Origin of the sequence: Pseudomonas sp. lyk4-R2A-10 (assembly GCF_030209075.1) — a bacterium.
Taxonomy (GTDB): Bacteria; Pseudomonadota; Gammaproteobacteria; order Pseudomonadales; family Pseudomonadaceae; genus Aquipseudomonas; species Aquipseudomonas glycinae.
In genome coordinates, this window is record NZ_JARVSR010000010.1 from 694018 (window position 1) to 707044 (window position 13027).

General features: G+C 61.1%; 10 protein-coding genes. 8 read left to right on the forward strand and 2 right to left on the reverse strand.

Going from position 1 to position 13027, the window contains the following annotated elements; genetic code table 11:
* Nucleotides 1–73: 73 nt before the first annotated feature.
* On the forward strand, nt 74–1729 hold the full coding sequence (locus QRN46_RS16540) for a PqiB family protein (protein WP_221614626.1): 1656 nt from the start codon (nt 74–76) through the stop codon (nt 1727–1729).
* A 16-nt stretch (nt 1730–1745) separates the two neighbouring features.
* Nucleotides 1746–2297, forward strand: a complete 552-nt coding sequence (locus QRN46_RS16545; RefSeq protein ID WP_201818522.1) for a PqiC family protein — start codon at nt 1746–1748, stop codon at nt 2295–2297.
* On the opposite strand, the gene QRN46_RS16550 is transcribed toward QRN46_RS16545, so the two are convergent.
* Nucleotides 2255–3568, reverse strand: coding sequence for a sensor histidine kinase (locus QRN46_RS16550; RefSeq protein WP_011334245.1), 1314 nt, complete (start codon nt 3566–3568; stop codon nt 2255–2257). The genes QRN46_RS16545 and QRN46_RS16550 overlap by 43 nt on opposite strands.
* Before the next feature lie 326 nt (nt 3569–3894).
* Between QRN46_RS16550 and pmrG the strand changes: the two genes are divergently transcribed.
* The 6 genes from pmrG to QRN46_RS16580 all read left to right on the forward strand — a co-directional run bounded on the left by pmrG (nt 3895) and on the right by QRN46_RS16580 (nt 11926).
* Entirely contained in the window at nt 3895–4548 is a 654-nt protein-coding gene (gene pmrG / locus QRN46_RS16555) for a lipopolysaccharide core heptose(II)-phosphate phosphatase PmrG (protein WP_285356116.1), read from the forward strand.
* Between the two features lie 280 nt (nt 4549–4828).
* A complete protein-coding gene (gene arnT / locus QRN46_RS16560) occupies nt 4829–6538 on the forward strand; it encodes a lipid IV(A) 4-amino-4-deoxy-L-arabinosyltransferase (RefSeq protein WP_285355939.1) in 1710 nt (569 codons plus the stop codon).
* Complete coding sequence (locus QRN46_RS16565; RefSeq protein ID WP_285355940.1) at nt 6535–8064, forward strand: ArnT family glycosyltransferase; 1530 nt, start codon at nt 6535–6537, stop codon at nt 8062–8064. The genes arnT and QRN46_RS16565 overlap by 4 nt, the downstream gene beginning before the upstream one ends.
* A gap of 200 nt (nt 8065–8264) precedes the next feature.
* Nucleotides 8265–9278 carry an iron ABC transporter substrate-binding protein gene (locus tag QRN46_RS16570; protein ID WP_285355942.1) on the forward strand — a complete coding sequence of 338 codons (1014 nt, stop codon included), beginning with the start codon at nt 8265–8267 and terminating at the stop codon, nt 9276–9278.
* 3 nt (nt 9279–9281) lie between these two features.
* Nucleotides 9282–10877, forward strand: coding sequence for an ABC transporter permease (locus QRN46_RS16575; RefSeq protein WP_201818516.1), 1596 nt, complete (start codon nt 9282–9284; stop codon nt 10875–10877).
* The gene (locus QRN46_RS16580; RefSeq protein WP_285355944.1) at nt 10874–11926 is read left to right on the forward strand and encodes an ABC transporter ATP-binding protein; all 1053 of its coding nucleotides are present in this window, start codon (nt 10874–10876) and stop codon (nt 11924–11926) included. The genes QRN46_RS16575 and QRN46_RS16580 overlap by 4 nt, the downstream gene beginning before the upstream one ends.
* On the opposite strand, the gene QRN46_RS16585 is transcribed toward QRN46_RS16580, so the two are convergent.
* The gene (locus QRN46_RS16585; RefSeq protein ID WP_011334252.1) at nt 11927–12817 is read right to left on the reverse strand and encodes a site-specific integrase; all 891 of its coding nucleotides are present in this window, start codon (nt 12815–12817) and stop codon (nt 11927–11929) included.
* Nucleotides 12818–13027 lie beyond the last annotated feature (210 nt).

Consider the following 13027-nt stretch of genomic DNA (forward strand, 5'->3'; position numbering starts at 1 on the left):
CGAAGCACTTCTATATTGATGAAGTGCTTTTGCGTTCCTGACGCTCAGTGCCCACACACCCTGGAGGTCATGGATGGAGTCGTCAGCCGCCGATCAACCGCGAGCGCCCGGCCAGGCGCCGGTCAAGACCCGGCGTTTCAGCATTTCGCTGGTGTGGATCGTGCCGATCGTCGCGGTGCTGGTGGGCCTCTCGCTGGTGGTGCACAACCTGATGCAGGAAGGCCCGACCATCACCGTCACCTTCAAGACCGGCAGCGGCCTGACCGCCAACAAGACCGAAGTCAAATACCGCAACGTGGTGATCGGCCAGGTCACGGATGTCGAACTGAGCGACGACCAGAAAAGCGTCAAGGCCACGATCAAACTGGCCAAGCAGGCCGAAACCTTCACCCGTGAAGACTCGCAGTTCTGGGTCGTACGCCCGCGCATCGGTGCGGGCGGCGTCTCGGGCATCGACACGCTGCTGTCCGGTGACTACATAGGGGCCGACATCGGCCAGTCCAATTCGCGCGCCAAACACTTCAAAGGCCTGGAGAACCCGCCGCCGATCACCTACGGCGAACCGGGCAAACGCTTCAACCTGCACGCTTCGGATCTCGGCTCGCTGGACATCGGCTCGCCAGTCTATTACCGCAAGATCCCGGTCGGCCAAGTCGTGGCCTATGCGCTGGACGCCGATGGCAAAGGAGTGAACATCGAGGTGTTCATCCATGCGCCGAACGACGCCTACGTCACGGAAAACACCCGGTTCTGGAACGCCAGCGGGATTGATGTCAACGTCGGTGCCAACGGTTTTGCGGTGAAAACCGAATCGTTGTCGACCTTGCTGGTGGGCGGCATCGCCTTCCGAGCGCCGGAGTACAGCCCCAACGATGTCGTGGCCGCCGAAGAAAGAACCTACGACCTGTTCGACGACCAGCAAACCGCCCTCGCCCCGCCCAACGGCAAAGCGCAATACCTGACCCTGCGTTTCGATCAGGCCCTGCGCGGGCTGAAGGTTGATGCACCGGTGGAATTCCTCGGTATCGAGATCGGCCGGGTGGTGAGCGTCAACCTGGACTTCGACGCAAAAAAACGCAGTTTCCCGCTCAACGTCGGCATCGTGATCTACCCGCAACGCCTCGGCCAGGCCCATATCAAGATGCTCAAGGCACTCGAGCACAATCCGGACGACGAAGCCGCTGCCGTGCGCCTGATCGGCACCTTTATCGACAACGGTCTGCGCGCCCAGGCCCGCAGCGGCAACCTGCTGACCGGCCAGCTGTACATCGCGCTGGATTTCTTCCCCAAGGCCGAAAAAGTCGCGTTCGACCCGACCGCCCGCCCGATCAGCGTTCCGACCGTCCCCGGCAGCCTCGAACAATTGCAGGAAAAACTTGAAGCGATGATCGACAAGCTCAACAAGCTGCCGGTGGAGCGGATTGCCGGCAACCTCGACAGCAACCTCGTGGAATTGCGCAAAGGCCTGACCCAGTTCAACGCCAAGACCCTGCCCGGCGTGCAGACTACCCTCGCCGACGTGAGCAAGACCCTGCAGTCGGCCAGTTCGACTCTGGCCGAAGATTCGCCGCAACGCGAACAATTGACTCAGACCCTCGACGAACTCGGGCGCATGTCGCGTTCGCTGCGTGAGCTGTCCGATTATCTGGGCCGTCATCCGGAATCGTTGATTCGCGGCCGTCCCGACAACGCCGCGCCGCTGGACCTCAAAGGGCCGCCGCGCAACTGAGCACAGGAGCTGTCCCATGGCTTTAAAGCTGAAGTTCACCGTGCTCGCGATCGGCCTGCTGCTGGGCGCCTGTAAAAGCGCTCCGATCAGCTTTCACACCCTGACACCGACGCAACCGATGACCGGCCGCGCCGGCTCGGAAATCACCATCGAAGGCATCAGCGTGCCGCCCCAGGTCGACCGGCCGCAAATCGTGATCCGCCAGGGCAACAGCGGCCTGGCGATCCTTGAGACCGAATGGTGGGGCGCGAGCCTCAGTGATGAATTGCGCAGCGCGCTGGTGGATCAACTGAGCAATGCCGGCGGTCCGCGCAAAACCTCGGTGCGCATTGATGTGCAACGCTTCGATTCGATACCCGGGCAATACGGGCTGATCGACGTCAAATGGCGCCTGCGCCAAGCCAACGCCGGGGACGATGCCCTGATCGCCTGCCGGTCGCTGCTGCAAACCCCGTCCGGGCCGACCATCGACGATCTGGTGGTGGCCCAGCAGAACAACGTTAAGCGCCTGGCCGCGTTGATCGGTCAGGCGGCGGGCACTGCGCGGGGCTGTCCACCGGCGTCCTGAGCGTCCGTCTTCAAAAGGACGGTAAAACGACAACCGTGGGGCTCACGGGTTGTCAGGTCGACCTGCCAGTGCTCGCGATTGCAAATCCGCTGCACCAGTGACAATCCCAGCCCAAGCCCCTCGCCTCGACGCTCGTCACCACGCACGAATGGCTGGAACATCGCTTGTCGGCGTTCTTCGGGAATGCCGATGCCACTGTCTTCAACCACAAATCCGCATTCCCCGACGGTCAGCCTGACAAAGCCCTGATCGGTGTAATGCCAGGCATTGCGCAGCAGGTTACCCATCACTGACTGCAGGAAGGTCTGGTTGTAGCGAGCCGTGCCGGCCGGATTGATGTCGCAGAAAAATTCCAGCCCTTTTTCGCGGATCAGCCGCCCCCAGATCTCCGCCTGAACGCGTGCAACTTCCCCAAGGGAAACGCAAATGTCGCCACCGGTATCTTCCTGGGCGCGGGCGAGCATCAGGAAGGTATCCACCAATTGACGCATTTCATGACTGGCCCGTGCGATGCGGTTGACCTGCGCGGCCGAGCGGGTATCGAGCGACGGATTGGCGAGCAGCAACTCGCAGGCGCCGCCGAGCACCATCAACGGAGTGCGAAGTTCATGACTCACGTCGCTGGTGAACAGTTTTTCCCGGCTCAGCGTTTCGCGCAGGCGACCCAGCGTCTGATCGAACGAGAGTGCCAGTTCTCCGACTTCGTCCGCCGCGTAGTCCGGATGCAGAGGCGGCGCCAGCACCAGTAACTGGTCGCGGTGACGCACCTGGCGCGCCAGACGGATGACCGGAGCCATTACCCGTCGTGCCAGCAATCGGCCCAGCACAATCGCCAGCAGAATGCTCAGGATGAACCCGACCGCCACCACAATGAACAACAGACGCTCACGCTGTTCGAGACTTTCCTGGTCACGCAACAGCACGTACTTGCGTCCGCCCACCATCTCGACCATGGCGAAAAAGCCATCGCCCTCGAACATGACCTCCTGAAACCCCGGCGAAAGAGCCGCCAGTGACGGGACGAGCGCCATGGCGCCCGGTCCGCCTTCGAAGAAAAACAGCTCGCTCTTTTCCGGTCGATGGCTCCAGCGACTGATGTCATCCATTGCCAGCAAACGATGCAGACCGCCCATCAAGGTCGTGGCCGTCAACTTGTGTTCCACCACATGCACGGTGGCTACGATTCCCAGCGCAAATACGCCGGCCACCAGCGCACTCATCGAGGCGAATACGATGACGATCCGTTTCGTCAGGCTTTGCTTGAAATCCATTCGGCTGGAGGACTCCACCTCGGTTATCAGACTCGGCGGTCAACATCAGGTGTGCACTCAATAGATGGACCGAACAGATTCAGCTTCACCTCAAACAGCAACAGTTGTTAAGCCAGCCCGGTAAAAAAAGCGTATTTGAGTCTGGTTATCAGAAACTTGATAAATTGCACATTTTCAACGCCCGCAAATTTTTCACATGTTCTTCACTGCGGCCCGACGTGAATAGCCCCAACATTCAGCCAGCATTCAAGTACGCAACCATAAAGTTGATTAAATCGCGGGCCAGTTGCGCCTGCGAAGTTAAGGGGCATGGCGTGGAGCGACAGATGCAATTAACGGCAGTCTATAAACAACGTCGAATATTGCGACCTGGAAAACTGCTGACAGTCATCGGTGCAGGGGTGGCGATTGCACTGGTCAGCGGCTTTGTCTGGGTCACCCGCTCACCCATTGATCTGGGCCAGGCGGGCAAGGCGGCAAGGGCTGACTGGACCAGGGCCTGGCAGGCGGGCGAAGTGGTGGCACTGGTGCGCCATGCTGAACGTTGCGACCGCTCCGACCATCTTTGTCTGGGCCCGGACGATGGCATCACTCAGGTAGGCAATGACTCGGCTGCGCGGGTGGGCAAGGGTTTCACGAGCCTGGGCATGCAGCAGGCACAGGTGTTCACCAGCCCGCTGACCCGGACCGTGCAAACGGCGCGTGCCATGTTCGGGCAGGACGCTACTGCCCAGACCTGGCTTGAATCCTGCGGTTCGTCGCTGCGTAACGAGGTGGTGGCGCACAAAGTTGCACAGCGCAATCTGGTGCTGGTCACCCACAGCGGCTGCATCAGCGACTTTGAAAAACAGACCGGTTTCCCCCACGCGATCGCCGCTGATTATGGAAGCACGCTGTTTGTTCGCATTGATGCCAAGGGGCAACTTAAAGTGCTGGGCATTCTGAATGCCGAGGCCTGGTCTCAACTCAATAGTGATTAACGCCTTGGACAGCTAATTGACAGTTCCGGGCTGTTTTCAATTAAACAAAGCATACTTCATTAAATTGTAATGAGAGATGTATCTGCCCTCCGACTTACTGGACAGCTGGTTTTTTTAGACTTGGCTATATCGCGGGAACTTCGGCCCGGAGGTACGTCAGTTCTCTGGATACAGGAACTGCCCCGACACCTGCATTCATTCAACACGATGACGCGCCCGCTCAGGAACACGCCGGGCAGGTCATCGACATCAGAACTTCGTACGGTACCAAGGCTTTGTCATGACGTCTGAAAACAACCCGCTGCGACACACTGCCCTTTTCCCTTCGACGACTGCGGTCGAACGCTGGGCCATCCCCGGCCTTATTCTGGCGTTCGTGATGTTTTACCTGCTGCCATTGATGAGCCACGGCCTGTGGATCCCCGATGAAACCCGCTACGGCCAGATCAGCCAGGAAATGCTGCTGAGTGGCAATTGGGTAGCCCCGCACTTCATGGGCATCCGTTATTTCGAGAAACCGATTGCCGGCTACTGGATGATTGCCATCGGCCAGGCAATTTTCGGTGACAACCTGTTCGGCGTGCGTATCGCTTCGGCGCTGAGTACCGGCGCCAGCGTCTGGCTGACCTACCTGATGGCCCGCCGGCTCTGGAACAACCCGCGCATCAGCCTCGCAAGCGCCCTGCTGTACATGAGTTTCGGGCTGATTGCAGGTCAAGCCGGCTATGCCAATCTCGATCCGCAATTCACCTTGTGGGTCAACCTGAGCATGGTGGCTGTGTGGTTTGCCATCGACAGCCGCACGCCCCGCGCTCGCCTGGGTGGCTGGGCGCTGCTCGGTGTCGCTTGCGGCATAGGGCTGATGACCAAAGGGTTCCTGGCCCTGCTGTTGCCGGTGCTGATCGCCCTGCCCTACATGCTCTGGCAACGGCGATTCGGTGAGCTGGTGCGTTACGGACTGGTCGCCGTGGTGCTCTGCGCCCTCGTCAGCCTGCCGTGGGTGTTGGCAGTCCATTACCGGGAACCGGACTTCTGGCGGTTCTTCTTCTGGCACGAACACATCCGTCGTTTTGCCGCCGGTGACGACGCGCAACATGCCCGCCCGTGGTGGTTCTACCTGCCGTTGCTGTTTGCCTCGACCCTGCCGTGGGCGCTGCTTCTGCCTCCGACCTTGCTGCGCATGTGGCGCGAAAAGCGTGAGGCAAAAACCGCCTACCTGGCACTGTGGTTCCTGCTGCCACTGGCCTTTTTCAGTCTGAGCAGCGGCAAACTTCCTACGTACATCATGCCGTGCCTGCTGCCCGTCGCGCTGTTGATGGGACAGACCGTAGTCAAGTGGCTGGATCAACGCAGTGGCCGGTTCCTGCGCCTGAACGGTGTGTTCAACACGGTACTCGCCAGTGTTGCGCTGGTGGCCCTGCTCTATCTTCAGGCCACGAAGGAAATCTACGAAAACACTGAGATGTTCAGCCTGTCGCTGGCCTATATCGTGGTGGTGGGCTGGATCATCGCCAACGCCTTGCAAGTGCTGCGGCCACTGACATTGTGGGCAATGCCGGCGCTGGGCATCGGCCTGCTCGTGGCGTTGCTGCCCGCCGCCATGCCGGCGCAGATCGTCAACAGCAAGATGCCGGATCAGTTCATTGCCGAGCATCAACGGGAACTGAGTGAAACCGCGTCGCTGCTGAGCAACGACCTGGGGGCGGCCTCCGCGCTGGCATGGCGCCTGAAGCGTCCGCAGGTGGATCTGTTCAACACCATCGGTGAGCTGAAGTACGGCCTCGAAGACCCGGCCATGGAAGCACGTAAAGTCACTATGGACGGCGTCGGCCAGTGGATGACCGAAGCGCGGAAAAAAGGCGCCGTCGGTGTGGTCTTGCGCGTCAACAGTACGCAGGAAGAACAGGAAGTTGAATTGCTGCCCGTGGACGGCAAGCATTATCGGCGCGGCAATCTGCACATTTTCATCTTTGCGCAGAAACAGCCATGACGGTGCGCAACAACGACCGCGCCGCCCTGTTGCTCCTGCTGGCGGCCAGCGCCCTGATGTTGCTGTTCGGTCTGGGCAGCCGTGAACTCTGGGGCGCGGAAACCCGCTGGGCCAACATCGCGTTGCAGATGCTGCAAAGCGGCGATTACTTCGACCCGTACCTCAAGGGCGATCCCTACTACGACAAGCCGCTTTTGTCGTACTGGCTGATCACCGCGACCGCCTGGCTGACCGGCAGTCTCGATCACTGGTCGCTGCGCCTGTCTTCGGTGGTGTCCGCGTGGCTCAGCATCTGGCTGGTATATCTGCTGGGCGAGCAGTTGTTCCGCAAAGGCACGGGGCTGATCGCCGGCTGGATGCTGGCGACCACCTTCTATTTCGTGTTCTGGGCGCGGGTCGCCACGGCCGACATTCTGACCGTGTGCGGGGTGCTGGCAGCGGTCTGGTGGTATTGGCGCGGTCCTGAAGACACCCGGTTTTCGCGCTACGTGGTGTTCTGCGGTTTGCTGGCCCTGACCTCACTGTTCAAGGGGCTGATCGGCTTTATCCTGCCGGGGCTGGTGCTGCTGCCGCACCTGTTGCATGAAGGCCGCTGGAAGCGTCATCTCAATCTGAGACTACTCGCCGCGCTGGTGATTGCCGGTGCGTTCTACATGACGCCGTTCCTGCTGTCCCACCTCTACGGCGCGCCGAATTACGGGGAAAGCGGCCTCGGGCTGGTCTTGCGGGAAAACGTCGTGCGGTTTTTCCAGCCATTCGACAACATTGGCCCGATCTACACCTATTTGCTGTACCTGCCGATTTATACCTTGCCCTGGGCGCCGTGCTGGATCATTGCCTTGTGGGTCGCGGTGCGGAACTGGAAACGCATCGAACCGGACACCCGCTGGCTGATTCAGGGCCTGGGGTTATTAATGCTGTTCTTCACGGCCAGCGGCAGCCGGCGCAGTTATTACGTGCTGCCACTGGTGCCGTTCGCGCAACTGCTCGGGGCGTGGTGGATTACCCGGCGCCTGGCGGCTCGAAATGCCGAAGGCCCGTTCGGCGGGCGTGGCCTGAAAATCGGTTTCGGCGTGGCCACTGTCCTGCTGCTCGGCATACTCGGTGTGCTTTACCCGTGGACCAACAGCGGAGGCGGCGCAATCCGTTTCGGCGAAACCGTGCGTCTGCAAGCCAGCCAACGCGCACCGTTGAGCCAATGGCATCTGGTCATGGTCGAGGTCGACAATAAAGTGCCGATGTATCTACAGACCGGCGGTGCGCCGTTCTACTACGTGCCGCAGAGCCGGGATTTCCCGCGCGACGGCGATACCGCAGCCATGTTCGCCTGGCTGGAACGCACCAGCGGTCAGCACTGGGACCCGCAACGGACAATCTTTGTCGCCCAGTACCGCACCGGCGATCCCATACCGCTGAATCACCTCAGCCGCGACCATCAAGTCATTACCACCACGCCCACCCGCGGCGAACAGTTGTTCCACGGTCGCGAGGATCAAAGCGTGGCCTACCTCCCCCAAGGCTCCTGAAAGACGGCGCCGGGTTCGCCCGGCGTCCCCGCCAAGTGACTGCTAACCTGAATGGCAATGACATGTATTAACGGTTGTTTTGACGTTTTTTTCTCATTTGCCTCTCTACATTGCCAGCCAGCCAACATATGCAAATCATTCGCATTGAAACTCCCGCGAATGCTTGCCCATAACGCCTAAAAACAGGAGCTGCCCCCGCTATGAGTCCATCCCTTCCGTCCTTTCTGAAACAGGCCGCGCTGGCGACTGCGCTGCTCGCTGCCGGGCAGACCTTTGCCGCCGACTCCGTCGGCCTTGTGGTCTACAACGCCCAGCACGAAACCCTGACCAAGGCCTGGGTCGCCGGCTTCACCGAGGAAACCGGGATCCCGGTCACCGTGCGCAACGGCGACGACACGGAAATGGGCAATCAGATCGTGCAGGAAGGTGCGGCGTCGCCGGCGGATGTGTTCCTGACGGAAAACTCCCCGGCCATGGTGCTGGTGGACAACGCCAAGCTGTTCGCGCCGGTGGCTCCGGCAACCCTTGAGCGAGTCGATGCGGCTTATCGACCGGCCCACGGTCAGTGGGTCGGCATCGCCGCGCGCTCGACGGTGTTCGTCTATAACCCGGCCAAACTGCCGGAAAAGGACCTGCCCAAATCCCTGATGGACCTCGCGACCCCGGCCTGGAAAGGTCGCTGGGCCGCGTCGCCTGCCGGTGCGGATTTCCAGGCCATCGTCGCCGCCGTGCTGGAACAGAAAGGCGAAGCCGCCACCCTCGAATGGCTCAAGGGCATGAAAGCGAATTTCACCGCCTACCGGGGCAACAGTTCGGTGCTCAAAGCGGTGAATGCCGGGCAAGTCGACAGCGGCGTGATCTATCACTATTACGCGTTCGTCGATCAGGCCAAGACCGGCGAAAACAGCAAGAACACTGCCCTGCACTACTTCAAGCATCAGGATCCGGGGGCGTTCGTGAGCATTTCCGGTGGTGGCGTGCTGGCTTCCAGCAAACACCAGGAGGACGCGCAGAAATTCCTCCAGTACATCACCGGCAAACAAGGCCAGGAAGTCCTGCGCACCGGCAATTCCTTTGAATACGCCGTGGGCAAGGACTCGGCCTCCAACCCCAAACTGGTGCCGTTGAAGGATCTGGACGCGCCGAAAGTCGATGCATCGAAGCTCGACAGCAAGAAAGCCGTCGAACTGATGACCCAGGCAGGACTGCTTTAATTGGTGCCTGAAACTCTGTCGGCGGGGATCGCTACGGCGCCCTCCGCCCATTTGTCACGCCGGACCCGCGCCCTCAATGGGCGCGGGAGTCCATGGGTGGTCGTGCTGGCCATCGCGGTGTCGCTGCTGTCATTGGTGCCGATCGGTTTTGTGGTCGGCGTGTCGTGGTACACCGGCTGGGCGACTATCGAAGCCTTGGTCTTCCGTCCGCGGGTCGCCGAGCTGCTGATCAACACCGTGCTCTTGGTGCTGATCACGCTGCCGATCTGCATCGTGCTCGGCACCACGCTGGCGTGGCTGACCGAACGCACCGACCTGCCGGGACGGCGATTGTGGTCACTGCTGGCGGTTGCGCCGCTGGCGGTACCGGCGTTCGTGCACAGTTACGCATGGGTCAGCCTGTTTCCGTCGATTCATGGGCTGCCGGCCGGGGTGCTGGTGTCGGTGATCGCCTATTTCCCGTTCCTCTATTTGCCGATTGCGGCGACGTTGCGTCGTCTCGATCCGGCGATTGAAGACGTGGCCGAATCCCTCGGCCTGAAACCGTGGGCCGTGTTCTTCCGGGTGGTGCTGCCGCAATTGCGGCTGGCGATCTGTGGCGGCGCGTTGCTGGTCGGCCTGCACTTGCTGGCCGAATATGGCCTGTACGCAATGATCCGTTTCGACACCTTCACCACGGCGATCTTCGACCAGTTCAAATCGACCTTTAACGGCCCGGCCGCCAACATGCTCGCCAGCGTTCTGGCGTTGTGCTGCCTGGCGATGCTGGTGGTGGAATCCGGCGCCCGTGGTCATGCGCGATACGCCCGCGTCGGCTCCGGCAGCGCTCGAGAACAACGCACCGTGCGCCTACAACGGCGCACCGCCGCGCTGGGGTTGTGCCTGCAAGGCCTGACCTGCCTGCTGGCGCTCGGCGTGCCGTTGCTGACCCTCGGCAAATGGCTGATCGCTGGCGGTGCCGAGGTCTGGCAGGGCAATGAGTTACTGCCGGCGTTGCTGCAGACACTGTCGTTCGGCGTGGCCGGCGCGCTGTTGACCAGCCTCGCGGCAATTCCGATTGCCTGGCTGTCGATCCGGGCGCCCGGCAAGCTGCAACGCCTGCTTGAGGGTTGCAATTACATCACCAGCGCATTGCCCGGGATTGTCGTGGCGCTGGCGCTGGTCACCGTGACGATCCATTTCGCCCGACCGATCTACCAGACCACCATTACCGTGCTGCTGGCCTACCTGCTGATGTTCCTGCCCCGGGCGCTGGTCAGCCTGCGCGCCGGGTTTGCACAGGCACCGGTGGAGCTGGAAAACATCGCACAAAGCCTCGGCCGTTCACCGTTGCGCGCCCTCTGGCTGATCACCTTGCGTCTGGCGGCGCCCGGTGCGGCGGCGGGCGCGGCGCTGGTGTTTCTGGCGATCACCAATGAACTGACCGCGACCCTGCTGCTCGCGCCCAACGGCACGCGCACCCTGGCAACCGGTTTCTGGGCCATGACCAGCGAAATCGACTACGCCGCCGCAGCGCCTTACGCCCTGCTGATGGTGCTGCTGTCGCTGCCGCTCACGGCCATCCTCTATCACCAATCCAGGCGCAGTGCCGGCCGATGAACGCTCTCGACATCATCAATCTCAGCAAATCCTTCGGCGCACAGACGGCGCTGGACTCCATCAACCTGTCCGTCCCGACCGGCAGCCGCACGGTGATCGTCGGCCCGTCCGGGTCCGGCAAGACCACCCTGTTGCGGATGATCGCCGGGTTCGAATTCCCCGATGCCGGCAGCCTCACGCTGAACGGCCAGACCCTGGTCGACAGCACCCACGCCGTACCCGCCTATCAACGACAAATCGGTTACGTGCCACAGGATGGCGCGCTGTTCCCGCACATGACCGTGGCCGACAACATCGGCTTCGGGCTGGCGGAAACCGGCAGCGCCCGAACCGAGCGCATTCAGGCGCTGATGGACAACGTCGCCCTGAACGCCGACATGGCCACACGCTGGCCCCACGAGTTGTCCGGCGGCCAACAGCAGCGGGTGTCCCTCGCCCGGGCACTGGCCCAACGTCCACGCCTGATGCTGCTCGACGAACCCTTCTCCGCCCTCGACACCGGCCTGCGCGGCGCCATGCGCAAAATGGTCGCGCGCCTGCTGGAGGATGCCGGAGTGACCACGATTCTGGTGACCCACGATCAGGGCGAAGCGCTGTCGTTCGCCGATCAGTTGGCGGTCATGCGCGACGGTCGGCTGGTGCAGTCAGGCCATCCGATGGACCTCTACCGCTACCCCAACGATGAGCAAACTGCGCATTTTCTCGGCGACGCCGTGGTCATGCCCGCCCGGATCGAAGCCGGCTGGGCGCACTGCGACCTGGGCCGGGTGATGGTCAACAGCAACGGGTTTGCCGGCGCCGCGCAGATCATGCTGCGGCCCGAACAACTGCAACTGTCGGACATTCCCGCCGATCCGGACGGCTGTCACGCGGTGGTCACTGATCGGGACTTCGGCGGCAACGTCTGCACACTGACGGTGGAACTTCGCACGCAAGCCAGCCCCGGTCGCTCACTGCTGGTGCGCAGCTCCGGCATGCACGCGCCACCGGCCGGCAGCGCCGTGCAGTTGTCCATTCTGGGGGCGGCCCACGTCTTTGCAACGCCCTGACTACAGGTCGAAGCGATCCACCGCGCGGCGACGCTCGTTGTCGTCGCGCACGTCGTAGTTGGCGGTTGTCTGGATATTGCTGTGGTGGGCCAGCTTCTGGGCAATCGACAGGTCGTGTTCTTCGATCACCCGGGTGATGAACGAACGGCGGAAATCATGGGGCATGATCTTCACCCCGACCTGGGTGCCGCGCTGGCGGGCGATGTAATAGATCGCGTGCTTGGTGATGCGCTCGCGGGTGATATGGCTGCCACGGCGGATGCGGTTGAACAGAAACGCGTCGTCGCTCTCGCCTTCCTTGAGTTCCGAGCGACGAAACTCCAGCCAGGCATTGAGTTTGGCGAACGCCCAGGCTGGCGCGTATTTGATCAGTTGTTTATTGCCCTTGGCAGTCACGCACAGACTGCGCTCGTTGAAATCGACCTGATTGAGATCCAGATCCACCGACTCCGACTTGCGCATGCCAGTGCCGTACAACAGCGCAATCACCGCCGCATCGCGCAAACCTTGTGGCCGTGGATCAGCGGCGCAGACTTCCATCAATTCATGAATCAGCGTGCGCTTCAAATTGCGCCCCTGAGACAGTCGTGTGCCGGCAATGCCTTTGACCGAGCGCATTTTCAATAGATGTTCCTGGCTGATCAGGCTCATGCGCCAGGCTTCATTCATTACACCGCGAATGGCGTTTACATACAGCGAAGAAGTATTCGGTGCGTAATTGTCGGCGCGCAATGCAGCGACTAATGCAACCACATCTTCCGGTTGCAGCGCATGCCAGGGAATTTCTTCGACGTTCATGTCTTCGAAACCGAGACGGTCGGCGGCATCTTGTAAAACGTAACGCATGGTGAGTTGGCTGGAGGGAGCCAGACGCGCCAGATACACGGTCATCGGGTTGGTTTTCAGGGGTTCGGGGGATGCAACGGGTAAGTCAATCAAACGTCGGGCCTTGAGTAAAAACAGTTCAACACAGCAACTAACAACTGCAACATTCTTAATATAAGGGGAACACTTCCGTAGGACTTTTCTACTAAAAACCGCGATAAACGGTAGAAGTCTGAACAGTGGCTGTATGGGTTTCAGATAAACGATTCGCCGACC